At 70.3% G+C, this 26,107-nt stretch carries 24 protein-coding genes and 1 pseudogene; 14 read left to right on the plus strand and 11 right to left on the minus strand.

From position 1 onward, the window contains the following. Positions 1 to 9: 9 nt before the first annotated feature. A complete protein-coding gene (locus tag AAH991_RS17995; protein WP_346226996.1) occupies positions 10 to 978 on the plus strand; it encodes a hypothetical protein in 969 nt (322 codons plus the stop codon). 49 nt (positions 979 to 1,027) lie between these two features. Here the strand turns inward: AAH991_RS17995 and AAH991_RS18000 are convergent, their stop codons facing one another. From AAH991_RS18000 to AAH991_RS18030, 7 genes are all read right to left on the minus strand, one after another. Further along, complete coding sequence (locus AAH991_RS18000; protein WP_346226997.1) at positions 1,028 to 1,780, minus strand: succinate dehydrogenase/fumarate reductase iron-sulfur subunit; 753 nt, start codon at positions 1,778 to 1,780, stop codon at positions 1,028 to 1,030. After that, positions 1,780 to 3,666 carry a fumarate reductase/succinate dehydrogenase flavoprotein subunit gene (locus tag AAH991_RS18005; RefSeq protein ID WP_346226998.1) on the minus strand — a complete coding sequence of 629 codons (1,887 nt, stop codon included), beginning with the start codon at positions 3,664 to 3,666 and terminating at the stop codon, positions 1,780 to 1,782. Before AAH991_RS18005 ends, AAH991_RS18000 begins: the two co-directional genes overlap by 1 nt. Positions 3,667 to 3,675: 9 nt before the next feature. Next, the gene (gene sdhC / locus AAH991_RS18010) at positions 3,676 to 4,461 is read right to left on the minus strand and encodes a succinate dehydrogenase subunit SdhC (RefSeq protein ID WP_507185149.1); all 786 of its coding nucleotides are present in this window, start codon (positions 4,459 to 4,461) and stop codon (positions 3,676 to 3,678) included. Between the two features lie 147 nt (positions 4,462 to 4,608). Beyond that, positions 4,609 to 5,046, minus strand: a complete 438-nt coding sequence (locus tag AAH991_RS18015; RefSeq protein WP_346227000.1) for a response regulator — start codon at positions 5,044 to 5,046, stop codon at positions 4,609 to 4,611. Next, a complete protein-coding gene (locus AAH991_RS18020; RefSeq protein WP_346227001.1) occupies positions 5,039 to 6,643 on the minus strand; it encodes a sensor histidine kinase in 1,605 nt (534 codons plus the stop codon). The genes AAH991_RS18015 and AAH991_RS18020 overlap by 8 nt, the downstream gene beginning before the upstream one ends. Further along, entirely contained in the window at positions 6,640 to 7,815 is a 1,176-nt protein-coding gene (locus AAH991_RS18025) for a PP2C family protein-serine/threonine phosphatase (protein WP_346227002.1), read from the minus strand. The genes AAH991_RS18020 and AAH991_RS18025 overlap by 4 nt, the downstream gene beginning before the upstream one ends. 67 nt (positions 7,816 to 7,882) lie before the next feature. Beyond that, positions 7,883 to 8,809 carry a LysR family transcriptional regulator gene (locus tag AAH991_RS18030; protein WP_346227003.1) on the minus strand — a complete coding sequence of 309 codons (927 nt, stop codon included), beginning with the start codon at positions 8,807 to 8,809 and terminating at the stop codon, positions 7,883 to 7,885. Positions 8,810 to 9,006: 197 nt separating this feature from the next. Here AAH991_RS18030 and AAH991_RS18035 point away from each other — a divergent pair, with 197 nt between their 5' ends. From AAH991_RS18035 to AAH991_RS18055, 5 genes are all read left to right on the plus strand, one after another. Beyond that, a complete protein-coding gene (locus tag AAH991_RS18035; protein WP_346227004.1) occupies positions 9,007 to 9,810 on the plus strand; it encodes a succinate dehydrogenase cytochrome b subunit in 804 nt (267 codons plus the stop codon). 35 nt (positions 9,811 to 9,845) lie between these two features. Next, positions 9,846 to 11,783: a fumarate reductase/succinate dehydrogenase flavoprotein subunit gene (locus AAH991_RS18040; RefSeq protein ID WP_346227024.1), complete on the plus strand. Its 1,938-nt coding sequence runs from the start codon at positions 9,846 to 9,848 to the stop codon at positions 11,781 to 11,783. Continuing rightward, a complete protein-coding gene (locus AAH991_RS18045) occupies positions 11,780 to 12,520 on the plus strand; it encodes a succinate dehydrogenase/fumarate reductase iron-sulfur subunit (RefSeq protein ID WP_346227005.1) in 741 nt (246 codons plus the stop codon). Before AAH991_RS18040 ends, AAH991_RS18045 begins: the two co-directional genes overlap by 4 nt. A 163-nt stretch (positions 12,521 to 12,683) precedes the next feature. After that, on the plus strand, positions 12,684 to 13,115 hold the full coding sequence (locus AAH991_RS18050) for an STAS domain-containing protein (RefSeq protein ID WP_346227006.1): 432 nt from the start codon (positions 12,684 to 12,686) through the stop codon (positions 13,113 to 13,115). Positions 13,116 to 13,252: 137 nt separating this feature from the next. Then, on the plus strand, positions 13,253 to 13,603 hold the full coding sequence (locus AAH991_RS18055) for an STAS domain-containing protein (protein ID WP_346227007.1): 351 nt from the start codon (positions 13,253 to 13,255) through the stop codon (positions 13,601 to 13,603). Between the two features lie 10 nt (positions 13,604 to 13,613). Here AAH991_RS18055 and AAH991_RS18060 read toward each other — a convergent pair whose 3' ends face one another. Continuing rightward, a complete protein-coding gene (locus AAH991_RS18060) occupies positions 13,614 to 14,171 on the minus strand; it encodes a Clp protease N-terminal domain-containing protein (RefSeq protein WP_346227008.1) in 558 nt (185 codons plus the stop codon). Beyond that, entirely contained in the window at positions 14,172 to 14,405 is a 234-nt protein-coding gene (locus AAH991_RS18065; protein WP_079316659.1) for an RNA polymerase subunit sigma-70, read from the minus strand. A 111-nt stretch (positions 14,406 to 14,516) separates the two neighbouring features. Between AAH991_RS18065 and AAH991_RS18070 the strand changes: the two genes are divergently transcribed. Both AAH991_RS18070 and AAH991_RS18075 read left to right on the plus strand, forming a co-directional pair. After that, positions 14,517 to 16,211: an ABC transporter transmembrane domain-containing protein gene (locus tag AAH991_RS18070; protein ID WP_346227009.1), complete on the plus strand. Its 1,695-nt coding sequence runs from the start codon at positions 14,517 to 14,519 to the stop codon at positions 16,209 to 16,211. 2 nt (positions 16,212 to 16,213) lie between these two features. After that, positions 16,214 to 17,962, plus strand: coding sequence for an ABC transporter ATP-binding protein (locus tag AAH991_RS18075; protein ID WP_346227010.1), 1,749 nt, complete (start codon positions 16,214 to 16,216; stop codon positions 17,960 to 17,962). Position 17,963: 1 nt separating this feature from the next. Here the strand turns inward: AAH991_RS18075 and AAH991_RS18080 are convergent, their stop codons facing one another. Further along, positions 17,964 to 20,009 (minus strand): S9 family peptidase, encoded by a 2,046-nt coding sequence (locus tag AAH991_RS18080; RefSeq protein WP_346227011.1) that lies wholly within the window; start codon positions 20,007 to 20,009, stop codon positions 17,964 to 17,966. Between the two features lie 42 nt (positions 20,010 to 20,051). On the opposite strand from AAH991_RS18080, the gene mshB reads away from it, so the two are divergent. From mshB to AAH991_RS18110, 6 genes are all read left to right on the plus strand, one after another. Beyond that, positions 20,052 to 20,957 carry an N-acetyl-1-D-myo-inositol-2-amino-2-deoxy-alpha-D-glucopyranoside deacetylase gene (gene mshB, locus AAH991_RS18085; RefSeq protein WP_346227012.1) on the plus strand — a complete coding sequence of 302 codons (906 nt, stop codon included), beginning with the start codon at positions 20,052 to 20,054 and terminating at the stop codon, positions 20,955 to 20,957. A gap of 34 nt (positions 20,958 to 20,991) precedes the next feature. Beyond that, the gene (locus AAH991_RS18090; protein WP_346227013.1) at positions 20,992 to 21,426 is read left to right on the plus strand and encodes a DUF6113 family protein; all 435 of its coding nucleotides are present in this window, start codon (positions 20,992 to 20,994) and stop codon (positions 21,424 to 21,426) included. 37 nt (positions 21,427 to 21,463) lie between these two features. After that, positions 21,464 to 21,889 (plus strand): hypothetical protein, encoded by a 426-nt coding sequence (locus tag AAH991_RS18095; RefSeq protein WP_346227014.1) that lies wholly within the window; start codon positions 21,464 to 21,466, stop codon positions 21,887 to 21,889. 191 nt (positions 21,890 to 22,080) lie between these two features. After that, the gene (locus AAH991_RS18100) at positions 22,081 to 23,016 is read left to right on the plus strand and encodes an MBL fold metallo-hydrolase (protein WP_346227015.1); all 936 of its coding nucleotides are present in this window, start codon (positions 22,081 to 22,083) and stop codon (positions 23,014 to 23,016) included. A 38-nt stretch (positions 23,017 to 23,054) separates the two neighbouring features. Continuing rightward, a complete protein-coding gene (rraA, locus tag AAH991_RS18105) occupies positions 23,055 to 23,534 on the plus strand; it encodes a ribonuclease E activity regulator RraA (protein ID WP_346227016.1) in 480 nt (159 codons plus the stop codon). 493 nt (positions 23,535 to 24,027) lie between these two features. Next, positions 24,028 to 25,674, plus strand: coding sequence for a WD40 repeat domain-containing protein (locus AAH991_RS18110; RefSeq protein ID WP_346227017.1), 1,647 nt, complete (start codon positions 24,028 to 24,030; stop codon positions 25,672 to 25,674). A 219-nt stretch (positions 25,675 to 25,893) separates the two neighbouring features. Here the strand turns inward: AAH991_RS18110 and AAH991_RS18115 are convergent. Further along, a pseudogene (locus tag AAH991_RS18115) lies at positions 25,894 to 26,107 on the minus strand (hypothetical protein); the annotation flags it as partial.

The raw sequence follows: 26,107 nt of genomic DNA on the forward strand, positions 1-26,107 counted from the left end.
CGCGCGTATATGAGAGCCGCGTCCTCGGCGGTCGCGTCCGTGGGCCTCGCCACGGTGGCGATCCTGGTCATGGGCCCAGTGATCGGCGCCAACGCCGACCCCGTGGAGCCGTGCGACCCCGTCCAGGACCCCCAGTGCGCCGTCGTCACGGTCACCGTCACCCAGACGCCGCCGGCCACCTCCTCGGCGGAGGCGAGCCCCACGGCCGAGCCGGTGGTGACCAAGACCGTCACCATCACGCCGACGCCGAAGCAGACCAAGACCAAGACGCCCAAGCCGGCCACGACGACCACCGCTCCCCCCGCGTCCACCACGGAGCAGGATCTCCCGCCGCAGACCACGCAGACGCTCCCCACGCTGACCGAGGCCCCCACCCCGAGTCCCAGCCCGTCCCCCGAGGACGACGGACAGGTGCTGCTGCCCCAGGCGTCCGCGTCGCCGGACGTGGCGCAGCAGACCCCCACCGCGGGCGCGTCGTTCGAGCAGCCCGATCCCGAGACGGTGCCGATCGAGATCCGCAACGCGTCTCCGGAGTACGACAAGCCGACGCTGGCCCACCGGCTCGCCATCCCCGCCGGGGTTCTCGTGGGCATCGCGCTGATCGCCTGGCTGATCTTCGAGGGCCGGCTGCGGAGGATGGCGCACGCCGCCGCCGTACGGCGGGGAGGCCCGGCCGCGGCGCGGACGGCGACTCCCGAGCCGGCGGCGTTCCCGGCGGCCACGCCCGGCTACGCCCCGATGGTCGGCTTCGTGCCCATGCAGCCCTACACGATGGGGTATCCGCAGCAGCCGCAGCCCTACGGCTACCCGGTGCCGTACGGCTACGCCCAGCCGTACGGCTATCCGCCGGCGGACCCCGCCCAGATGCAGGCCCAGATGCAGGCCCAGCAGCAGGCACAGGGTCAGCAGTATCCGGCCCCGGCCGACCCCTGGGCCGAGGCAACCGGCCCCGGCGAGGACCCGAACACCCGCCGCTGAAAGTGAGAAGCGCCGATCGGACCGGCCGATCGGCGCTTCCTCCCCGGGCTCAGCGCTGACGCTTGAAGATCTTCGAGCCCAGCCAGACCAGCGGGTCGTACTTCCGGTCGACGACGCGTTCCTTCATCGGGATCAACGCGTTGTCGGTGATCTTGATGTGCTCGGGGCAGACCTCGGTGCAGCACTTGGTGATGTTGCAGTAGCCGAGGCCGTGCTCCTCCTGCGCCGACTCCTTGCGGTCCGCCACGTCGTACGGATGCATGTCGAGCTCGGCGATCCGCATGAGGTAGCGCGGGCCGGCGAAGTTCGGCTTGTTGTCCTCATGATCGCGGATCACGTGGCAGACGTTCTGGCACATGAAGCACTCGATGCACTTGCGGAACTCCTGCGACCGCTCGACGTCGACCTGCTGCATGCGGTACTCGCCCGGCTTGACGTCGGCCGGCGGCGTGAACGACGGGATCTCCCGCGCCTTCTGGTAGTTGAACGACACGTCCGTCACCAGGTCCTTGATGACCGGGAACGTCCGCAGCGGCGTGACCGTGATGGTCTCGCTCTCCTCGAAGGTGGACATCCGGGTCATGCAGCCCAGCCGGGGCTTGCCGTTGATCTCCATCGAGCACGACCCGCACTTGCCGGCCTTGCAGTTCCAGCGGACCGCGAGGTCGGGCGCCTGCGTGGCCTGGAGCCGGTGGATGACGTCGAGGACGACCTCGCCCTCGTTCACCTCGACGGTGAAGTCCTCCAGGCGGCCCTCGCCGCCCTCACCGCGCCAGATGCGGAACTTCGCCTTGTATCCCATCACGACTCCTTGACCGCGGTGTCGTACTCCGCCAGCTCTTCCTCGGTGAGGTACTTCTCCAGCTCGGAGCGCTCGAACAGGCTGATGAGGTCGCCCCGCATGGACGGCTGGATCTTCTCCTCGACCGTGACGGACGTGCCGTCCGGGGAGGCGGAGCAGACCAGCAGCCTGCGCCGCCACTCGGCCGACATGCCCGGGTAGTCGTCGCGGGTGTGACCGCCGCGGCTCTCCTCCCGCAGCAGCGCGGCCTTCGCCACGCACTCGCTCACCAGCAGCATGTTCCGCAGGTCGAGCGCCAGGTGCCAGCCGGGGTTGTAGATACGGCTGCCCGAGGAGGCGCAGTTCTTGGCCCGCTCCTTGAGCTTCTCGATGACCTGGAGGGCCTCGCTGATCTCCTCGGACTTGCGGATGATGCCGACCAGGTCGTTCATCGTGCGCTGCAGCTCGTGGTGGACCTCGTACGGGTTCTCCCCGCCGGTGCGCTCCAGCGGGGCCAGCGCCTCGGCCTTGGCCTCATCGAGGCCGCTCACCGCCGGCCGCCTGGCCAACCCGTCCACGTACGCGGCGGCTCCCGCGCCGGCCCGGCGGCCGAACACCAGCAGGTCCGACAGCGAGTTGCCGCCGAGGCGGTTCGAGCCGTGCATGCCGCCGGAGACCTCGCCGGCCGCGAACAGCCCGGGGACCGACGCGGCGCCGGTGTCGGCGTTCACCTCGACGCCGCCCATGACGTAGTGGCAGGTCGGGCCGACCTGCATGGGCTCCTTCGTGATGTCGACGTCCGCCAGCTCCTTGAACTGGTGGTGCATCGACGGCAGCCGCCTGGTGATTTCGGCGGCGGGCAGGCGGGTGGACACGTCGAGGAACACGCCGCCCTGCGGTGACCCGCGCCCGGCCTTCACCTCGGCGTTGATCGCCCTGGCCACCTCGTCACGGGGCAGCAGCTCCGGCGGACGCCGGTTGTTGGCCTGGTCGTCGTACCAGCGGTCCGCCTCCTCCTCGGTCGTCGCGTACTTGTCCTTGAACACGTCCGGGATGTAGTCGAACATGAAGCGGCGGCCCTCGGAGTTGCGCAGGACACCGCCGTCGCCGCGCACCGACTCCGTCACCAGGATGCCGCGCACCGACGGGGGCCAGACCATGCCCGTCGGGTGGAACTGGATGAACTCCATGTTGATGAGCTTCGCGCCGGCGAGCAGGGCCAGCGCGTGGCCGTCACCGGTGTACTCCCAGGAGTTCGACGTGACGACGAACGACTTGCCGATGCCGCCGGTGGCCAGGACCACGGCGGGGGCGTCGAAGACGATGAACTCGCCGGTCTCGCGCCAGTAGCCGAAGGCCCCGGAGATCGCGTCGCCGTCCTTGAGCAGCCGGGTGATCGTGCACTCGGCGAAGACCTTGATGTACGCCTCGGGGTCGCCGTGCAGCTTCTCGTCCTCCTGCTGCAGGGCGACGACGCGCTGCTGCAGGGTGCGGATCATCTCCAGGCCGGTACGGTCGCCGACGTGGGCGAGCCGCGGGTACTCGTGGCCGCCGAAGTTGCGCTGGCTGATCTTGCCGTCCTTGGTGCGGTCGAACAGCGCGCCCCAGGCCTCCAGCTCCCAGACGCGGTCCGGGGCCTCCTTCGCGTGCAGCTCCGCCATGCGCCAGTTGTTGAGGAACTTGCCTCCGCGCATGGTGTCGCGGAAGTGAACCATCCAGTTGTCGCTGCTGTTGACGTTGCCCATCGCGGCGGCGGCGCCGCCCTCGGCCATGACCGTGTGGGCCTTGCCGAACAGCGACTTGCAGACGATGGCCGTCCGCTTGCCCTGCTGCCGCGCCTCGATCGCCGCGCGGAGCCCCGCTCCACCGGCTCCGATGACGACGACGTCGTATTCGTGACGCTCCACTTGAAATCCTTATGCGAACGGGAAGTTGATGACGCCCTTGGCGACGAGCCGCACGTACAGGTCGGCGATCATGACCGAGAAGAGCGAGGCCCAGGCGAACTTCTGGTGCTTCGCGTTGAGCTTCGAGACCAGGGTCCACGCCTTGTAGCGCAGCGGGTGCTTGGAGAAGTGGTTCAGGCGCCCGGCGGTGATGTGACGGCACGAGTGGCAGCCGAACGTGTAGCCGAGGATCAGTGCGGCGTTCACGAGCAGAATCCAGCTGCCCAGCCCGGCGGGCCTGTGCACCAGCGCGAGCACCGCGTCGTACGTCAGGATCAGGCCGATGACGATGGCGAAGTAGAAGAAGTAGCGGTGGATGTTCTGCAGGATCAGCGGCAGACGCGTCTCACCGGTGTACTTCCCGTGCGGCTCGGCCACGGCGCACGCCGGCGGCGACAGCCAGAACGACCGGTAGTAGGCCTTGCGGTAGTAGTAGCAGGTGAGCCGGAACCCACCGGGCAGTCCGAGGATCAATATCCCGGGCGGCAGCGCGTACCAGTCGCCGAACGGGGCCAACCCGAACAACCGGGCCCCTTCGGGACATGACGTCGCCAGACACGGCGACGAGAAAGGTGCGATGTACGGGTCGGTGAAGTAGCTCCCGTCAAAGGTCGCCCACACACCGTAAATCAAGAACAACAGGAGCCCGGCGAACGTGAGCGCCGGGGCCAGCCACCATCGGTCGGTGCGAAGAGTGCGCACCCTGATCTGCGCGCGTTGTTTCCTTGCCGCGCTCTCGGCCGTTGTCTGGGTCATCGGAGACCTTCCACCCTCACTGACTCCGCGCACGCCGGAGCGACCGCGCCGTACTGCTCAGGCCGTGCGCGTTATTGGTGGGGCACACATTACGACGAGCACATCACGAAGTGTGAGGAGGGTCACTCCTCCTCCATGTGATCTCGGTCACTTCCCCGGCAGTTTGACCACGGTCACGAAGAATTCGTCGACCTGCCGTACTACCCGCGTGAACTGGTCGAAATCCACGGGTTTTGTGATGTACGCGTTGGCGTGCAGGTTGTATCCACGCAGGATATCCTGCTCGGCCTCCGATGTGGTGAGGATCACAACGGGGATGCTCCGCAGGGAGGGGTCCTTCTTGACCTCCTCCAGCACCTCGAAGCCGTTCACGCGGGGCAGGTTGAGGTCGAGCAGCACCAGGTCGGGCCGGGGCGCCGAGGTGTACGGCCCCTCGGCGCGCAGGAAGGCCAGCGCCTGCTCGCCGTCGTTGACCACGTGGAGGTTGTTGCCGACCTTGTTGTAGGAGAACGCCTCCTGGCAGAGCAGGACGTCGCCCGGGTCGTCCTCGACCAGGAGGACCTCGATCGGGCGGAATTCAGTCATCGGGATCTCCCAGGGCCGGCAGCGTCCAGCGGAATGTGGCTCCGGCGCTCTCGTTCGTGTCGAGCCAGATCCGGCCGCCATGATATTCGACGATTTTGCGGCACAGAGCCAGTCCGATGCCCGTTCCCGGGTAGACGTCCCTCGGGTGCAGGCGCTGGAAGATCAGGAAGATCCGGTCGGCGTACTTCGCGTCGACGCCGATCCCGTTGTCCGCGCAGCTTAACTCCCACATGTCGCCGTTCCGCCGTACGCCGATGTGGACGCGGGGAGGCTCCTCGGAACGGAACTTGAGCGCGTTGCTGACGAGGTTCTGGAAGAGCTGGGTCAGCAGCGTGCGGTTGCCGACGACCTTGGGCATGTCGTCGTTCGTGACCGTGGCGCCGGTCTCCGACAGCCGGGAGTCGAGGTTGCGCAGGGCGGCGGCCAGCGCGTCGCCCGTGTCCATCTCCTCCCGCTCGCCGCCCACCCGGCCCACCCGCGAGAAGTCGAGCAGGTCGTTGATGAGCAGCTGCATGCGGCGGGCGCCGTCGACCGCGAAGCCGATGTACTGCCGCGCGCGGTCGTCGAGGCGGTCGGCGTAGCGCTGCTCCAGCATCTGGGTGAAGCTCGCCACCTTGCGCAGCGGCTCCTGCAGGTCGTGGCTGGCCACATAGGCGAACTGCTCGAGCTCCCGGTTGGAACGCTTGAGCTCCTCGGCCTGCTCGGCGAGCTGCTGGCGGGCCTCGACGGACGACTGCCACTCGGTCATGATGCGGCGGCGCATCCCGTCGATGTGGCCGGACAGCTCCCACAGCTCGGCCGGCCGCTCGACCCCGAGCTCGTGGTCGAAGTCGCCCGCCGCGACCGCCCGGACCTGCCGGGTGAGCCGCGCGATCGGGCCGGCGACGGCGCGGCGCACGATCAGCGCGCAGAACACGATCGCCAGCACCATCGCGCCGGCCAGCGCCGCGACCGCCCAGTAGATGGTGTTCCACCCGGAGTAGAGCCGGTCCCTGGCGACGTCGTGCAAGCGCCCCAGCACGGCCTGCTGCTCGTCGAGGGCGGCCCTGACCGCCGAGAAGCGCTGCAGGTTGTGCTTGGCCAGGTCGGTGAGCGGCGCCGGGCCGCTCTTGAGCGTCCGCGTGACCACGGGCTCGGCGTAGTCGCGCCGCCAGGCGTCCGTCGCCCCGGTGAGCTCGCGGATCTGCCGCCGCACGCCGTAGCCCTCGGGCAGCTCGGGGACGAGCTTGGCGATGGCGTCCTTGGCCGACTGCTCCTCGGCGACGCCCTGGCGATAACTGTCGAGGTACTGCTGCTCGCCGGTCAGCCCGTAGCCGCGGATCGCGCCCTCCTGCGCCTGCACGGCCCGGGCCACCCGCAGCGTCTGCAGGGCGGCGGGGTCGACCGCGTCCACGAGGGTCCGCCGGGCGTCGTACGTCGTGGAGAGCGCGAGCAGGATCGCGCTGAGCGCGATCACGAAGATGACCAGGACGCCCGCTCCGGCGAGCAGGAACCACCGGCCGACCGGCAGGCGGGAGCCGCGCCCGGACGGGGCGAGCGGGGGCAGCGGGGGCGGGGTCGTCACGTCCGGCGCCTGGACAGAGTCGGGCACGGTCATGCTCCGGCCTCCCGGACACGCTGGTCGGGGTGGCCGCGGGCCACGAGCACGGCGGCGACGTCGTCGTGCATCGCGCCGTCGAGGCTGGCGATGATGCGGTCGAGGTCGATGCCGTCCTGCGCGCGGATCAGGTTCGCGAGCCCCTCGGTGCCGAGCAGGTCGCGGTTCTCACCGACGGTGGCCTCGATCAGGCCGTCGGTGTAGAGCAGCAGCGACCACCTGTCGCCCAGGGTGATGTCGATGGGCGACCACTGGATGTCCGGGAAGATCCCCAACGGCGGGCCGGACGGCGTCTCGGTGACCACGCCGAGCACGCCGTCGCGCAGCAGCAGCGGCGGTGGGTGCCCGATCACGTGCAGGCGGGCGGTGGTCAGGTCGGGGGCGATGGTGGCGCTGCACATCGTGGTGAAGATCTCCGGTGACTTGCGCTCGTGCCGCAGCAGCGTGTCGAGCGTGCGCAGCACGTCGTTGCCGGTCTGCCCGGCCAGCACCAGCGTGCGCCAGGCGATGCGCAGCGCCGTGCCGAGCGCGGCCTCGTCGGGCCCGTGCCCGCACACGTCGCCGATCAGCACGTGGACCGCGCCGTCGGGCGTCTGCACGGTGTCCCAGAAGTCGCCCGCGAGCAGCCCGCCCGTACGTCCGGGAAGGTAGCGGGCCTGGTGGTGCAGGAGCATGGGGTCGAGCAGGGGGACCGGCAGCAGGCCGCGTTCGAGCCGGGAGTTCTCCTTGCTGACGATGCGTTCCTGCAGGAGCTCGCGCATGGCGAGGTCGGCGCGCTTGCGCTCGATGGCGTAGCGGATCGCGCGGATCAGCAGCCGGTCGTCGACGTCCTGCTTGACCAGGAAGTCCTGCGCCCCGGCGGCGACCGCCTCGATGCCGACGTGTGAGTCCCCGAGTCCGGTGAGGACGAGCACCGCCGTGTCCGTGGCCATGGCGAGGATCTGCTGGAGCGCCTCCAGCCCCGACGCGTCGGGAAGGGAGAGGTCGACGAGCACGCACTGCACGTCGTCGGTGAGCCGTGCCCGCCCCTCGGCGAGCGTCCGCGCCCAGGTGATCTTCGGTGGCCTCTCGGCGCCCGCCAGCAACTCCTCGACGAGAAACGCGTCGCCGGCGTCGTCCTCGATCAGCAGGAGGGTAAGCGGATCGGGCAGATCAGGTGAGACGGGGGTCACGAACGCCTCTCCAGCGTCGGGATCATCGTGGGCACAAACCTATCGTCTGGGGGCGGCCCGATAGGGCTCACACATCAACGAGCGCCTCTATTCCCTGGGGAAGCGTGCCGTCACGTGCCGCCTCGCCGAGGAACGACAACAGCGTCCCACGGAAGGCCTGCGCCGCCCGGGTCGGCTCGACGTCCTTGCGGTGGGCGAGGGCGACCGTACGGCGAAGCCCGGGCAGCAGCGGTGTGCCCGTCAGCCTCGGCCGGTTCTCCAGCACCATCGAGGGCACGACCGCGATGCCCAGCCCCGCCTCGACGAACCGCAGCACCGCGTCCATCTCCCCGCCCTCCACCGCGAAGCGCGGCTCGAAGCCCGCCTGCCGGCAGGCCGCCAGCGTCGCCTCCCGCACGTCGTAGCCCCGGCGGAACATGACCATGGGCCGCCCGCGCAGGTCCTCGATCCGCATGTACGACCTGCGGCCCCGGACCGACGTGGAGGCCACGACGAGGTTCTCGCTCAGGATCTCCTGGGTCACCAGGGACGGGTCGCTGCTCTGCAGCGGGAGGATGATCAGCGCCAGGTCGAGCTGGCCCCGGGCGAGATCGCGGACGAGGTCGCGGGATCCGCCCTCCTCCACCTGCAGCTCTACCCCCGGGTAGTCGTGGTGGAAGCGGGCCAGCGCGTCGGCCAGCAGCCCGGCGCACAGCGACGGGGTCGCGCCCAGGCGCACCCGCCCCCGCCGCAGCCCCGCCAGCTCGGCGACCTCGCGCCGGGCGGTCTCCGCGTCGGCGAGCATGCGACGGGCGAGCGGGAGCAGCGCCTCACCCGCGGGGGTGAGCGTGACGTTGCCCCGCGCCCGGCTGAACAGGGGCGCTCCCAACTCGGTCTCCAGGCTCTTGATCTGCTTGCTCAGCGACGGCTGCGCGACCCGCATCCGCTCCGCGGCCTGCGTGAAGTGCCGCGTCTCGGCCACGGCCATGAAGTAGGCCAGTTGCTGGAGCTGCACGACTCAATAGCCTAGGGCTATCGACGGAACCGGCTCGATGCGGGTCCCATGCGGGGAACAGGTGTGAATTTCGTCGCACACCTTGTGACTTCCGACTCTGGGAAACCGTACGGGACAGAGCGCATAGCCCGCGGCTATCGAAACCAGACCCGTCATGACTTGGACGCCTCAAAAACGCGAACCTAGCGTCTATTCACGTGACTGCGACTGTTGACCACTCCGTGGACCCCGCTTCTGTGGACAGGGGTTCGGCGACCGCGCCGGTTCCCGCGCATGACGCACCTCGCAAGCCCTCCGGGGCCGCGCCGCGTACGCCTGACCGTCGCGGCCTGCTCGGCACCTCGGCCGGCAGGAAGGCCGTCATGGCCGTCACGGGGGCCGTTCTCGTGCTCTTCCTGATCGCCCACATGCTGGGCAATCTCAAGATCTTCCTGGGTGCCGACTCCTTCAACCACTATGCCGAATGGTTGCGCACCGTGGGCTCGCCCGCGTTGCCGAACCGGACGATTTTGACGATCACCGAGATCGTGCTCGCGCTCTGCGTCGTGCTGCACATGTGGGCGGCCGTGTCGCTCGCCCGCCGGGCGGCCAAGGCACGGCCCGTCAAGTACGCGGCCAAGCGGAAGTCGCAGGCCAAGGGGTACGCCACGCACACCATGCGGTACGGCGGCGTGATCATCCTCCTCTTCGTGATCTGGCACCTGCTCGACATGACCTTCGGCACGGTCAACCCCAAGGGCGGCGACGCCACGCCGTTCGACCGGATGGTCGCCGGCTTCCAGCCCGAGCGCTGGTGGGTGACGGTGTTCTACCTGGTCGCCATGGTGATGGTCGGCCTCCACCTGCGCCACGGCCTGTGGAGCGCGTTCCAGTCGCTCGGCCTGACCCGCCGCCCCCGCTCTCGCGGCGCGCTGCAGACGGGCGCCGCCGCGGTCTCCGCGGTGCTGGTGCTCGGATTCGTCGCCGCGCCCATCTGCATCATGATCGGAGTGGTCAAGTGAAGTTCCGCCGCCGCGCCCAGCAGCAGGAGGAGCACGTGAGCCTCCCCGGGACGTACCGGGTGGGCGAGCCCATCCGGGACACCAAGGCGCCGGAGGGTCCCATCGAGGACCGCTGGGACAAGCGTCGTTTCCAGGCCAAGCTGGTCAACCCGGTCAACAAGCGCAAGCTGACCGTCATCGTCGTCGGCACCGGCCTGGCCGGCGGCTCCGCCGCGGCCACGCTCGGCGAGCTGGGCTACAAGGTCAAGTCGTTCTGCTACCAGGACTCGCCCCGCCGGGCCCACTCGATCGCCGCCCAGGGCGGCATCAACGCCGCCAAGAACTACCGCGGCGACGGCGACAGCATCTACCGGCTGTTCTACGACACCGTGAAGGGCGGCGACTACCGCGCCCGCGAGTCGAACGTGTACCGCCTCGCGCAGGTCAGCGTGAACATCATCGACCAGGCGGTGGCGCAGGGCGTGCCGTTCGCCCGCGAGTACGGCGGCCTGCTCGACACCCGATCCTTCGGCGGCACCCAGGTGTCGCGGACCTTCTACGCCCGCGGCCAGACGGGCCAGCAGCTCCTGCTCGGCGCGTACCAGGCCCTGGAGCGGCAGGTCGCGGCGGGGAACGTGGAGGTCCACACCCGCCACGAGATGCTCGAGCTCATCGTCAGCGGCGGCCGGGCCCGGGGCATCGTGGTCCGCGACATGGTCACCGGGGAGATCGAGACCCACCTCGCCGACGCCGTCGTGCTCGCCAGCGGCGGCTACGGCAACGTGTTCTTCCTGTCGACGAACGCCAAGGGCTGCAACACCACGGCCATCTGGCGGGCGCACAAGAAGGGCGCCTACTTCGGCAACCCCTGCTACACGCAGATCCACCCGACCTGCATCCCGCAGAGCGGCGACCACCAGTCGAAGCTGACGCTGATGTCGGAGTCGCTGCGCAACGACGGCCGCGTCTGGGTGCCGAAGCGCAAGGGCGACGACCGCGCGCCCGGCGACATCCCCGAGGGCGAGCGCGACTACTACCTGGAGCGCATCTACCCGGCGTTCGGCAACCTCGTCCCGCGTGACATCGCCAGCCGCGCCGCCAAGAACGTCTGCGACGAGGGCCGCGGCGTCGGCCCCGGCGGCCTCGGCGTCTACCTCGACTTCGCCGACGCCATCCGCCGGATGGGCCGCGACGCGGTCGAGAAGAAGTACGGCAACCTCTTCGAGATGTACGAGCGCATCACCGGCGAGAACCCGTACGAGGTGCCGATGCGCATCTACCCGGCCGTCCACTACACGATGGGCGGGCTGTGGGTGGACTACGACCTGCAGTCGACGATCCCCGGGCTGTTCGTGATCGGCGAGGCCAACTTCTCCGACCACGGCGCCAACCGCCTGGGCGCCTCGGCCCTCATGCAGGGCCTGGCGGACGGCTACTTCGTGCTGCCGACGACGATCGGCGACTACCTCGCCGGAGCCGGGTCGTTCGGCCCGGTCGAGGAGGGCGACGTCGCGGAGGCCAGGAAGGCGGTGCAGGACAAGATCGACAAGCTCCTGTCCGTGAACGGCGACCGCACGGCCGACTCCTACCACCGTGAGCTCGGCCGGATCATGTGGGACTACTGCGGCATGGAGCGCACCGAGGAGTCGCTGCGCAAGGCGCTGGAGCGCATCCCCGAGCTGCGCGAGGAGTTCTGGAACAACGTCAAGGTGCCGGGCGACGCCGAGGGGCTCAACCAGGCGCTCGAACGCGCCGGCCGGGTGGCCGACTTCCTGGAGCTCGCCGAGCTGATGTGCATCGACGCGCTGCACCGTACGGAGTCGTGCGGCGGCCACTTCCGGGCCGAGTCGCAGGACGCGGACGGCGAGGCGCTGCGCGACGACGAGAACTTCGCCTACGTCGCGGCGTGGGAGTGGACCCCGGACGGCCCGGTCCTGCACAAGGAAGAGCTCAACTACGAGTACGTCAAGATGACCCAGCGGAGCTACAAGTGAACCTGACCCTCAAGATCTGGCGGCAGAACGGCTCGTCGGACAAGGGACGGATGGTGACCTACCGGGTCGAAGACGTCTCGCCGGACATGTCGTTCCTGGAAATGCTCGACGTGCTGAACGAGCGGCTGATCCTGGCGGGCGACGACCCGGTCGCCTTCGACCACGACTGCCGCGAGGGCATCTGCGGCATGTGCGGCATGGTCATCAACGGTGTCGCGCACGGCGAGCAGAAGCTCACCACGACCTGCCAGCTGCACATGCGGCACTTCAAGGACGGCGACGTGATCACCATCGAGCCGTGGCGGTCGGCGGCGTTCCCGGTGATCAAGGACCTCGTGGTGAACAGGTCGGCGTTCGACCGGATCATCCAGGCGGGCGGCTTCATCTCCGTCCCCACCGGGTCCGCCCCCGAAGCGCACTCCGTCCCGGTGCCGAAGGCCGACGCCGACGCCGCCTTCGACGCCGCGACCTGCATCGGCTGCGGTGCGTGCGTCGCGGCCTGCCCCAACGGCTCGGCCTCGCTGTTCACCGCGGCGAAGATCACCCACCTGGGCCTGCTGCCGCAGGGCCAGCCGGAGCGCGAGTCCCGCGCCCGGGCGATGGTCGAGCAGATGGACGCCGAGGGCTTCGGCGGCTGCACCAACACCGGCGAGTGCACGGCGGTGTGCCCCAAGGGCATCCCGTTCGACACGATCGCCCGGATGAACGCCGACTACCTCAAGGCCGCCTCGAAGTAGGGCGACCGCACGCGGTGAAGGCGTGAGTCGCACGGCTCACGCCTTCACCGCGACATAATCCCTCCTCCTCCCGGGTAACGTGTGCTTTGTGTTGGCGTAACACGCCTGCCGTGACCCCGCAGGCGAGGGAGTGAGCATGCCCGTGTCCGGTCCACGTTCCACATTGAGAGTCGCGTCCGCGGTCCACGACGCCGCCGTCGTCGTGCGCGTGGAAGGGGACCTCGACGCCGGCACCGTTCATCTTCTCCACAACGAGTTGCGCCAGGTCTGGGAGTCGCCCGGGACGTCCGTCCTCGTGCTCGACGTCGCGGAGGTCATGTTCTGCGACTCGCGTGGGCTGAGCGAGCTGATCTCCGCGTTGCAGCGCGGTCAGGCGCTGAACGTCCGGTTGATCCTGACCGGTGTGCAGGGCGTGCTGCGCCGGGTGCTGACGATCACCGGGCTGCGCAACGTGTTCGAGCAGCACGAGACCGTCGCGGAGGCGCTGAGCCAGGCCGCGGACGCCGGCCCGCGCCGCCCCCGGCCGCAGACTCGGCCCGGCGGCGACTCGGACACCGGATCGGGCGGACTGTACGAAACCGCCGGCGACCGCTGAGCCGGGCCGGACCGCACCATCTGTCCTCCGCGAAGGTGAAGCCCGAATGCCTTGCCTCCCCCTGCCTGCCGGGGTAATTAGGGGTGTAACTTCTCTGTAGATCTTCCGGATGAAGATCCAAGGACCGAGGACAGGGAATGCCGACGAGACTTGGCGTCACGGTGAGCCATGAGGCGACGCACGTTCTCGTCACTCTGACCGGCGAACTGGACGTGATCTCCGGCGAGCGGCTGCGCACCGTGTTCGGCAAGCTGTCGGACGAGGGCAACACCCGGCTGGTCGTGGACACGTCCGAGCTGACCTTCTGCGACTCCATGGGCCTGCGGCTGCTGCTGGAGGCGCATGATCGCGCGGTCGAGGCGGGCGGGTTCATGAAGCTCGCCGGCGTCCGAGGCGTCTTCCGGAGAATCCTCACGGTGACCGGGCTGCACGCCGCGTTCCCCATCTACGAAACTGTTCCGGACGCCCTGGCCGCGCTGGACGACTGACGCCGGCCCGTCAGAGGCCGCCCCTGACCTCCGCCCGGAGGGCGGGCAGATCGACCCCGGCGTCCGTCAGGATGCGCACGCCCAGACCTTCGCCCTCCCGGATGATGCCGAGGAGGATGTGCCCGTCGCGGATCTCCTTGCTCTTGAGCGCGATGGCCTCGCGCAACGCGAGTTCGAGCGTCTTCTTGGCCCGCGGGCCGAACGGGGCCCGGCGCCCGCTGAGGAGCGCGCCCCGGCGGTCGCGACGCGGCTCCCGGTCGAGGGCCCCGACGCCGAAGACCTCCTCGACCCTCTCCCGGACGGCCGACAGGTCGATGCCGATCGACTCCAGGGCCTCGGCGTCGATGTCGCCGCCCGTGGCGTCGCCGAGGATCCGGACCAGCTCGGCCCGCACCCGATCACCCGTGATCCCGCGGGCCATGAGGAGCCGGGCGGACAACGTCTCCGGGCGGCTCAGCAGGCCGAGCAGCAGGTGCTCGGTGCCCACCTGCCTGTGCCGGAGCTCTCTGGCCTGCTCGTTGGCGTGTATGACGACCTGCCGCGCGTCGTCGGTGAATCTCTCCAGCATCTACTTCTCCCGTCTCAGCAGTCCTCGGCCGCCCGCGTACTTCTTGTGCACCGCCTGCCGGGACACCCCGAGCAGGAGGGCGATGTCCTGCCAGGACCACCCCGCGGTGCGGGCGTTCTCCACCTGCAGCGCTTCGAGCCGTTCCACCAGGAGCCGCAGGGCGCGTACGGCCCGCAGGCCGACGGCTGGATCGCGGCTGCCGGCGTCGCTCGCCAGCTGTGCCGTATCGCTCATGTCGTCAACATAAGTTGACAGTTGGACGTCTGTCAACCTTGGTTGACGCATTGATCCTTCAGGGAAAACGATTTGCCCGCCGACCTGCGTCTTTGCGAGCCTGGAACGACCATGCGCTCTCTTCCTGTGGCCGATCCCGGCACTCCCGACGCCCGCGGGCCGCTCCGCTACCTGTGGTGGGTGGCGCGCGCCCAGGCCGCTCCGCTGCTGGCCGGAGTCGGTCTCGCGGTGCTGTGGTGGCTGGGACAGGCACTCGTGCCGGCGGCCCTGGGCAAGGCGATCGACGCGATGGCCCAGCGGGACGCGGGCACGCTGATGAAGTGGTCGGCGGTGGTGCTCGGCCTCGGCGTGGTCCAGGCGGTCGCCGGCGTCCTGCGCCACCGTTTCGCCGTCGTCACCTGGCTGTCGGCGGCCTATCGCACGGTGCAGGTCACCGTACGGCAGGCGGCCAGGCTCGGGGCGACCCTGCCGAAGCGCCTGTCGACGGGCGAGGTCGTCAGCGTGGGCAACTCGGACATCGCGCACATCGGCAACGCGATGGACATCCTCCTGCGGGGCGCCGGCGCGGTCGTCGCGGTCGTCGCGGTGACCGTGATCCTCATCAGCACCTCGGTACCGCTCGGTCTTGTCGTGCTGGTCGGAGTGCCGCTGATGGCGGCCGCGGTGGGACCCCTGCTCAAGCCGCTGCACCGGCGCCAGCACGGGCAACGCGACCTGCAGGGCGACCTGGCCACCCGGGCGGCCGACATCGTGGCCGGCCTGCGGGTGCTGCGGGGCGTCGGCGGCGAGCAGGTCTTCGCCGCCCGTTACCGCGAGGAGTCGCAGCGCGTACGACGGGCGGGCGTGCGGGTGGCCTCGGTGGAGTCCCTGCTGGAGGGCGCCCAGGTCCTGCTGCCCGGCGTGCTGATCGCGTGCGTGACCTGGCTCGGCGCGCACTTCGCGCTGGAGGGCCGCATCACCCCCGGTCAGCTCGTCGCGTTCTACGGCTACGCGGTCTTCCTGATCGCGCCCCTGCGTACGCTGACCGAGGCCGCCGACAAGCTCACCAAGGGGCACGTGGCGGCGCGCCGCGTGTGCCGGATCCTGTCCCTGGAGCCCGAGATCGCCGGCGGCGACGGCCGCTTCTTCACCGGCGAGGGCACGCTCCGCGACGGCGAATCGGGCGCCGAGGTCCGGCCCGGCCGGCTCACCGCGCTCGCGGCGGCCGCGCCGGAGGACGCCATCGCCATCGCCGACCGCCTGGGCGGGTTCGCCCCCGGCGACGTCACGATCGGCGGCGGCCCGCTCGCGGAGCTGCCGCTCGCCGAGGTCAGGCGGCACATCCTGGTGGCCGACAACGGCGCGCGGCTGTTCAGCGGACGGCTGCGCGACGAGCTGGACGTGCGGGGCGCGGCCGGCGACGAGGAGATCCGCCAGGCGCTGTACGCCGCGTGCGCCGAGGACATCGTGGCGGCGCTGCCCGAGGGCCTGGACGCGCACGTGGCCGAGTCGGGCCGGGAGTTCTCCGGCGGCCAGCAGCAACGGCTGCGGCTGGCCCGGGCGCTGCTCGCCGACCCGGAGATCCTCATCCTGGTCGAGCCCACCAGCGCCGTGGACGCGCACACGGAGGCGCGCGTCGCCGAACGGCTGGGCAAGGCGCGGTCGGGCCGCGCGACCCTGGTCTGCACGACCAGCCCGCTCGTGCTCGACCGGGCCGACCACGTGCTGTACGTGGAGGGCGGCGTGGTGCGGGCCGAAGGCACCCACCGGGCACTGCTGGACGCGGAACCCGGTTATCGCTCGACCGTGACACGAGGGGAAGACTGAGCATGGCCCGCGAGATCCTGCCGGTCGCCGACCGGGCGCAGGTGCGCGCCTACGCGCGGCGGCTGACGCTGAAGTATCCGCGCGAGCTCGGCCTGGCTCTGGCCCTGCACGCCCTCGCGGCGGTCGCCGGCCTGTTCGCGCCCCGCATGCTCGGCGAGCTGGTCCAGGGCCTGGCCGAGGGCCGGGGCGACCTGCGCGTCGACGCCGTCGCCCTGGCCATCGCCGGCTTCGTGGTCGCGCAGGGGGTGCTGGTCAGGTTCGCGGTCTACGCGTCGTCGCGCCTGGGCGAGAAGGTGCTGGCCGAGCTGCGCGAGGAGTTCGTGGACCGGGTGCTCGCGCTGCCGCTCTCGACGGTGGAGCGGGCCGGTTCCGGCGACCTCATCACCCGCACCTCCAGGGACGTGGACGCGCTGTCCCGCAGCGTGCGCCACGCCGTGCCGGAGACGCTGATCGCGGTCGTGACCGGCGCCTTCGTCGTGGGCGCCGTGATCCTCGTCGGCCCGGTCATGGCGGTGCCGTCGCTCGTCGCCGTGCCGCTGCTGTGGGGCGCCACCCGCTGGTACCTCAACCGGGCCAGGGACGGCTATCTGCGGGAGAACGCGGCGTACGCCGACATGACCGAAGGGCTGGCGGAGACCGTCGAGGGTGCGCGCACCATCGAGGCGCTGGGGCTGGAAAGCCGCCGCCTGGCCCGTACGGACCGGGACATCGCCCGGTCGTTCGCGGCCGAGCGGTACACCCTGGGCCTGCGCATGGTGTGGTTCCCCGCGATCGAGTTCGGCTACGTGATCCCGGTCGTGGCGACCCTCTTCCTCGGCGGGCTGTTCTCCATCGAGGGCTGGGTGACGGTGGCCCAGGTGACGACGGCCACGCTCTACGTCCAGCAACTCATCGACCCGCTCGACCGGCTGCTGTCGTGGGTGGACGAGCTCCAGGTCGGCGGGGCCTCGATGGCCCGCCTGCTGGGCGTGGCCAACGTGCCCGACGACCGCAGCGCGGGCGACGCCCGTCCGGTGGGGGAGGAGCTGAAGGTCAGCGGCGTGCGGTACGCCTACCGCGCGGGCCACGACGTGCTGCACGGCATCGACCTCGACGTACGCCCGGGAGAACGGCTGGCCATGGTAGGGCCGTCTGGGGCGGGCAAGTCGACGCTGGGCCGCCTCATCGCCGGGGTGCACGCGCCGGGGAGCGGGTCGGTCACGGTCGGCGGGGTGCCGCTGGTCGAGCTGCCGCTCGACGAGCTGCGCGGGCACGTCGCCCTGGTCACCCAGGAGCACCACGTCTTCCGGGGCACGCTGCGCGACAACCTCCTCATCGCACGGCCGGACGCCTCCGACGCGGAGATACGGCGGTCGCTGGAGGCCGTGGACGCCTGGGACTGGGTGACCGCCCTCGACGGCGCGCTGGACACCGTCGTCGGCTCCGGCGGCACGGCGATCTCCCCGGCCCAGGCGCAGCAGCTCGCGCTCGCCCGGCTGGTGCTGGCCGACCCGCACACGCTCGTGCTGGACGAGGCCACCTCGCTGATCGACCCGCGGGCCGCCCGCGACCTGGAGCGGTCGCTCGCGGCCGTGCTGGAGGGCCGTACGGTGATCGCCATCGCGCACCGGCTGTACACGGCGCACGACGCCGACCGGGTGGCCGTGGTGGAGGACGGCCGGATCAGCGAGCTGGGCTCGCACGACGAGCTGGTGGCGGCGGGCGGCGCCTATGCCGCGCTGTGGGACAGCTGGCACGGCACCGCCCGCTGAGTCAGCTCACGTTCAGCGACTTCTTGAGGAAGTCGAGCTGCAGGAGCAGCAGGTTCTCGGCGACGACCTCCTGCGGCGTCATGTGGGTGACGCCCGACAGGGGAAGCACGGTGTGCGGGCGGCCGGCCGCGAGCAGGGCCGACGACAGCCGCAGCGTGTGCGCGGCGACCACGTTGTCGTCGGCCAGGCCGTGGATCAGCAGCAGCGGGCGCTCCAGCTTCTCGGCATCACCGAGGAGCGACGACCGCTCGTAGTGCCCCTCGTCCGGGTGGCCGAGGTAGCGCTCGGTGTAGCAGGTGTCGTACAGCCGCCAGTCGGTGACCGGCGCACCCGCGACGGCGGCGTGGAACACGTCCGGGCGGCGCAGCACCGCGAGCGCGGCCAGGTAGCCGCCGAACGACCAGCCCCGGATCGCCACCCGCGACAGGTCGAGGTCGCCGGGGTGCAGGGCCGCCACGCCCTGGAGGGCGTCCACCTGGTCCTGCAGCGAGATCGTGAAGTCGTGCAGCATCTCCCGCTCGAAGGCCGGCCCGCGTCCCGGCGTGCCCCGTCCGTCGGCCACGATCACCGCGAAGCCCTGCTCGGCCCACCACTGGGACTCCAGGAACACCCGCCGGGCCGACAGCACCCGCTGGGCGTGCGGCCCGCCGTACGGATCCATCAGGACGGGCAGCGGACCGGAGCCGGGCACGTGCCAGGAGGGCAGCAGGACCGCCGTGGACAGCTCGCGCGAACCCGCGCGGACGAGCGACACGCGCGGCTCCAGCCCGGGGCGCTCGGCGAGGGACTTGACGGACACCGAACCGATGGTCACCGTCGTGCCCTCGGTGTCGAGGCTCTGCCGGGCCACGAGCGTCACGCCGCCCGCGCGGCGGCCGGTGTGGACGCCCGGTTCGGTGGTCACCGGGCTGATGGTGCCCGCCGAGTACGTCCACAGGTGGACCTCGCTCGGGTCGCCGTTCGCGGAGAAGAGCACGGTGTCGCCGTCGACGTCGAGCACCGCCCGGACCTGCAACGACGGCGGGGTGACCGGCTTGTCGCCGACCACGAGGCGGTGACCGCCGTCGCAGTCGGCGACCCAGACGAGGGTGCCGTCCGACAGGCGGGCCGGGACACCGGCCACGATGTCCACCCAGGCGGGGTCGGTGTCCTCGCGCAGGAGGGTCGTCTCGCCCGTGCCGGGATCGACCGACAGCAGGCGCATGGTCCGCTGGTCGCGCGAGAGCGTGACGATCGCGAGACCGTGGGCGTCCCAGGCCGCCGTGACCAGGTACTCCTGCTCGAACGGCACCGCCGTACGCGCGCCGTCCAGGCCGATGACGTGCAGCGTGACCTCGGCGTTGGCCGTGCCGGCGGCGGGATAGCGCTGCGGGACGGGCTGACGGCCGGGGTTGGCCGGGTCGGCGATGTGCCACAGGGCCACCGGCGACTCGTCCACGCGCGACACCAGCAGCCGGTCGCCGGACGGCGACCACCAGTAGCCGCGCATCCGCTCCATCTCCTCGGCCGCGATGAACTCCGCGAGGCCGTAGGTGATGTGGTCGCCTTCCGGCTCGGCGAGCAGGGTGTCGGCTCCGGTGGCGAGCTCCAGCACGTGCAGCGCCCCGCCCGTGACGTACGCGACCCGCGTGCCGGTGGGGTCCAGCCGGGGGTCGATGACGGGCCCGGCCGCCGGGAGCCGCCGCGACTCGCCGGAGGCGAGATCGGCCAGGTAGAGGTCGCCCGACAGCGCGAAGACGGCCTGCCGGACCTCCCGGTCCGTGGCGTACGCCACCACGCCGCCCGCCGACTCACGCGACCGCTCGCGGCGGGCGCGCTCCTCCGGCGGCAGGTCCTCGTCGGCGGCGCCCAGGGTGAGCGGGTCGACGACGAGCCGCTCGGCTCCGGACGCGACGTCCAGCTCCCACAGGCAGGTCACCGGATCCGTGCCCGACCTCGTTCTGAGGAAGGTCACCCGACCGCCGTCAGGGGAGATCGTGAAGTTGCGCGGCACCCCGAGGGTGAAGCGCCGGGTCCTGGCATGCAACCGTGGGAAGCTCTCCGTCATAGCTCCTCATACTGCCAGCACAAGGGCACTACCCTCGGAGGCATGACTGACCGTCGCCTGCTGCTCGTGCACGCCCACCCCGACGACGAGACGATCGGCACCGGGGCGACCATGGCCAAGTACGCCGCCGAGGGCGCGCACGTGACGCTCGTGACCTGCACCCTGGGGGAGGAGGGCGAGGTCATCCCCGCGGAGCTCGCCCACCACGCGGCCGACAGGGACGACACCCTCGGCCAGTACCGCATCGGCGAGCTGGCCTCCGCGTGCAAGGCGCTCGGCGTCACCGATCACCGGTTCCTGGGCGGGGCCGGCCGCTGGCGCGACTCGGGCATGATGGGCGCGGCGACCAACGACCGTCCCGGCTGCTTCTGGCAGGCCGACCTCGACGAGGCCGCGGGCGAGCTGGTCACGGTGATCCGCGAGGTCAGGCCCCAGGTCCTCGTCACCTACGACGAGAACGGCTTCTACGGCCATCCCGACCACATCCAGGCGCACCGCGTCGCCTGGCGGGCCTTCGAGCTGGCCGCTGACCCCGCGGTCCCCGGCGGGGAGCCGTGGCGGATCGCGAAGTTCTACCTCACCGCCATGCCGAAGTCGGTGCTGCTGCGGACCATGGAGACCATGCGCGAGGCCGACGTCGACTTCTGGGTGCCGGAGTCCGCCGACGACATGCCGGGCTGCGCGGACGAGGACGTCACGACGGAGATCGACGCCCGGCCGTACGTCGAGGCCAAGCTCGACGCGATGCGGGCGCACGCGACGCAGATCGCCGTGGACGCGCCGTGGTTCGCGCTGTCCAACAACGTCGGCCAGCAGGCCCTCGGGGTCGAGCACTTCATCCTGCGCGCGGGGGTTCCCGGGCGGCCGGGCATCGGCGCTCCGCCCGAGGTCGGCGGCCTGGGCGAGCCGTACAACCGGGAGACCGACCTGTTCGCCGGCATCGCCTGAGTTGTCGCCTGAGATGTCGGCTAAGTTGGGCGGTATGACCCAGGAGGCGCAGTTCGGCGCCGAACCCCCCGAGGACGTCCCCGGCCCGCTGGCCGGGGTCGTGACCGGCGCGGCGTACGGCGTGCTCTTCCTGCTGGGCGTCGTGCTCGGCGTCGTCGGCGGCTTCCAGCACGCGTGGTACGCCGGGCAGGTGCCGGTCGCCGCGATCGCCTGGCTGGCGGTGCTGTTCGCCGTGCCGTACGCCATGGGCAGGCTGATGGGCGGCAAGCTGGCCGCGCTCGTCCCCGCCGTCGGCTGGCTCCTCGTGTCGTTCCTGCTGGCCACGCCGCAGCCGGCGGGCGACCTCGCCGTCGCGGGCAACTCGGCCGGCTACTGGTACCTGTACGGCGGGGCCGTCGCCGTCGCGGCGGCCGTGGTCGTCACGCGCTCCACCGGTTCCTGGCTGCTGAAGTCGTACGGCCGCGCGTGAGCTTGTTCGGGCGGGACCGGTCGCGGATCCTGGGGACATGCGACGGTCGCACCGGGTCCGGCAGGTCATCAACTACGTCAACCTCTCCACGCCTCTCGGGCTGCTGATCGCGCGGATCGGCGGAGCCCGCACCCGCAGAGGGGAGCGCGGCCTCGTCTACGCCCACGGCTACCGCATCCCCTTTCCCGTCGCGGGGGCGTTCACCGTGGGCAACGTGATCCTCACCAAGCACGGGGAGGGGTATCTCACCGGCTGCCTGCTCGATCACGAGTCCCGTCACGCCAGCCAATACGCGTTCTGCGTCGGCCTGCCCATGCTCGTGCTGTACGTGCTCGCCTCGGCCGTCTCGTACGCCGTCTGCGGCCACCCGGCCTCGTGGAACCTCTTCGAACGGATGGCCGGTCTCGACGATGGCGGTTACCCCCGGGTGCATCCACGGTGGAGGAGATCGCGGTCCGTCTGAGGGCGGAGGCGAGGTGACCGGAATAGGCCGGTCGTAGGAGGAATATTTCCGGTCCTGTGGGGATCATGGAGAACGGAAGGGAGTTCCCCATGTCGCAAACGATCCAGCCGGAAAGCCCTGAGGTCCCAGTTTCTTCGGTTTCTCCCGTTTCTCCCGTTCCCTCCGTTCCGGTAGCGCCGCCGGCGCCGACCGTGCCGACGGGACCCCGCCGGTGGCCGTCCAGCTTCGCCGACAGGCTGACCGCCCCTCTCCCGGACTTTCGCGAGGTCACGAGCGTCATGTGGCACGGGCAACTGCGGCCCGACATCGGCGACAGCGACCAGATTCCCGTCCACCGCGTCGGCCTGCCCCGCGCCGCCGCGACCGAGACCGTGGTGACCTGGGTCGGCCACGCGACGTTCGTCCTCCAGATCGGCGGGCTGACCGTGCTGACCGACCCGGTGTGGTCCCGCAAGATCCCCGGCGTGCGCCAGCGGCTGACCCCTCCCGGCGTCGCCTGGTCCGACCTGCCCAAGGTCGACGCGATCGTGATCAGCCACAACCACTACGACCACTTGGACGCGCCGACGATCCGCCGCCTGCCGAGGGACACGGCGGTCTTCGTGCCGGCCAGGCTCGCGGGGTGGTTCCGGCGGCGCGGCTTCCGCGACGTGACCGAACTGGACTGGTGGGAGTCGGCCCGTCTCGGCGACGTGACGTTCGACTTCGTCCCGGCCCACCACTGGAGCCGCCGTACGCTGTGGGACACCTGCCGCACCCTGTGGGGCGGATGGGTGCTCACCTCCCGCGACCACCGGGTCTACTTCGCCGGCGACACGGCCTACGGAGAGCGGTTCGCCCAGATCGGCGAGCGCTACCCGGGCATCGATTTGGCTCTCATGCCGGTCGGGGCCTACGAGCCGCGCTGGTTCATGAAGGTCTCGCACGTCGATCCCGCCCAGGCCGTGCAGGGGTGCCTCGACGTGGGCGCGCGACGGATGGCCACCATGCACTGGGGCACATTCGTGCTGTCGGGCGAGCCGCTGCTGGAGCCCGTACGCGAGGCCCGCGCCGTGTGGGAGTCGCGCGGCCTCGACCCCGCCGACCTGTGGGACCTCGCCGTCGGCGAGAGCCGTACGCTCCCCTGACGGGCTGGCGCTCCGGGCGGTCCTGGCAGAATGCCGGCATGAGCTTCGCGACCGCCGATCTCTACGACGCCCACGGTGACGCGCTGCGCAGTTGCGTCACGCAGTTCCGCTCGTACGGCGCTCGCACGCGGTTCTCCGGGCAGATTTCGACGGTGCGCTGCCTGGAGGACAACGCGCTCGTGAAGCAGGTGCTCGCGACGCCGGGCGGAGGGCGCGTGCTGGTGGTCGACGGCGGCGGGTCGCTGCGGACCGCGCTGCTCGGCGACATGATCGCGGCCTCGGCCCTGAAGAACGGCTGGGCCGGCGTGGTGATCAACGGCGCCGTCCGGGACACGGCCGCCCTGGCTCGTCTCGACCTCGGCGTCAAGGCGCTCGGTTCCAACCCCCGCAAGAGCGCCAAGACCGGCCTCGGAGAGGTCGACGTCCCGGTGACCTTCGGGGACGTGACCTTCACTCCGGGAGAGTGGCTCTACAGCGACGAGGACGGCATCCTGGTCAGCGACCAACCTCGTAAGTGAAGGTCCACCGGCTCCGACGCAGGCGAATGTGCGGCAGCATGATCACTCCGTACGGGCCCTGTCTCGGTTCCATGGTGATCAAGTAACGATAGGGTCACGCAACGTCGTCTGCAACCTGCTGGTTTCACGGAATGTGATCACCGCCAGGCAAGGCCCGTGCTCGGCGCCACAGCGAATCTCCGCAGCGGAGAGTACGTGCATGGATGCTTTAGAGCATGCGTTCGGGTCTAGCGGAAGGTCACCTTGTGCTTTTTTGACTGATAAGTCCAGCCATGGCGTCATAACGTGGTGGCTCAGCTTGGAGATCTTGAGCAGATCTGGAGGCGGCGAAGGAGGCGTGGATCAGTCGTGTCAGCCGCAGGCCGGCCGTGCTCCGGACGACACGAGTGCCTCCCTTCGGCGGTGACGTACGGGAGGTCTACGACGCCGCGAGCAAGCTGTGGACCGGCTCGGTCCTGTAGCCGCACTTCGTTCCCCTCACAGTGGAGATCATGTGCGTCCATCACCCCCGAAGCCGGTTCGTGCCGGCACCTTGTCGATCGCCCGGTTGATCGCCCGGATGATCGCTCTCAGCAGCGTCCTGGCCATTGCCGCTGGCCTGACCGTCGCCGTCGCCCCCGCCGGGTCGGCCGCCGACTCCATGACATACCTCGACGGGATGACAAAGGCCCGCGATGTGGCCGCAGGCGGTGGCAAGGTCTTCATCTCCGGGGATGACCAGATCGTCGTCACCGACTCCCGCGGCACCATCACCGACACGATCACCGACCTTCCAGGCGCGTCCGGCCTCGCGATGACGCCGGACAGCACGCGGATGTTCGTGGCGCTGAGCGGCGCGCAACAAGTGATCGAGCTCGACACGGACTCCCTCGCCGTTATCCGGCGGATAGATGTGGCTCCTCACCCGTGTCCGTCGAACCTCACGCTGTCCGCTGATCGGCTGTGGGTCGGCTACGGCTGCGGCAACACATTCAACGGCGGCGTTTTCGGCCTCGATCTGTCGACTGCCTCACCGGAGCCGGCGCCGGTTGTGAGCAACATCTACAACGCCCCGCTCGTCGCCGCCGCCGGGGGCACCCTCGTCGTCGGCGAGACCGGCCTCAGCGCGTGCGACCTCATGGTGTACGACGTGAGCGGCACGACGGCCACCCAGCGAGGCGTCATCAACGGCTCCGAAAATTCCTTGGTCATATCCGACCTGGCGCTCACCTCGGACGGGTCGGTGGTCATCCTGAACGATCTTGACGGATGGGACACCACCAGCTTGACCAGGACCCTTTCCTTCGAAGGCAGTGCCGCCTCCGTCGCGATCAGCCCCGACGGCGCTCACCTGGCGACTACCGGGATGACCAGCAGCAACATCACCATCTACGACATGGGGACGACGGCGCAGACCTACCGGGTCTCCGCCTCCTACGCCAGCCCGGTCACCGGTACGCTCGCCTTCTCGGGCACCGACGTCTTCGCCGTGCTGGAGGAGTCGACGTCCCAACGGCGACTGCGCCTGTGGCGCGCGGAAGGCGCCACACTTCCGGGATCCACGCTGGAGCTGGCGACTCCGTCCACAGGCACCGCCCTCGTTCCGGTCACCGCGACGGGCAGGCTCACGCAGGCGGACGGCTCGGCTCCCGGGCCGCAACCCCTCGTGGTGACCCGGAAACTTCCCGACGGCACCAGCACCACGATTCCGGGCGTGACAACCTCCCCGGACGGCGCGTTCACCTTCACCGACACCCCACCGGTCTCTGGAGCGATCACGTACGAGGTGCTCTGGAACGGCAACGCGGACTTTCGATGGAGCCGGGCCTCCGCAACCGTCACCGTGGCCAGGCACCCATCCTCGATCACCTTGTCCGGACCCACGACCGGGGTGGTCGGCAAACAACTCTCGTTCAGCGGCGTACTGGACGCAGGCGATCAAACGCCTCCATCGGGCGCCCTGCTCGTGGTGTACCGGACCGTCTCTGGCGGAAACCTGCAGTTGGTGGGGACGGTGAACACGAACAGCGAGGGATCGTTCGGCTTTGTCGACACCCCCACTGCGGGCGGTGAGCACGTGTATGAGGTCCGGTGGGACGGCACGAACGTCTTCATGTACACAAGCGGCACGCACAACGTCACGGTCCGAGGGCGCCCGTAATCCGTTGAGGCAAGGAGATCCCTGACTCTGTGGAAAGCGCTGCCCTGGGCGATATGCATCGTCCCAGGGCAGCGCGCGTGCAGAGCATGAGCCAGCAGAGATCAAAAGCCCCGAACGACACGTCATTCGGGGCATTCTTGCTGTTCAGAGCCGGTGGTCGGCGGTCACCTTGTCATCAGAATTCATGTCCCTCGGGAAGATTCGAACGCCGTACAGGCCCTAGATCCGCACCCGTCTGATCCGGGCCGGGCGGGCCGGGTGGTAGGTGAAGGCCCAGCGGTCTGTGCCGATCTTGTGGCGGGTGTAGTGGTCGGGGTTGTGGTAGCGGTCGCGGTTGTGGAACTGGCAGGCGGGGCCGAGCAGTGTGAGGTCGGTCAGGCCGCCGGTGCTCCAGTTGTCGGCGTGGTCGATCTGGCACCTGGTGGCCGGCAGC

This window comes from Microbispora sp. ZYX-F-249 (genome assembly GCF_039649665.1).
Lineage (GTDB): Bacteria > Actinomycetota > Actinomycetes > Streptosporangiales > Streptosporangiaceae > Microbispora > Microbispora maris.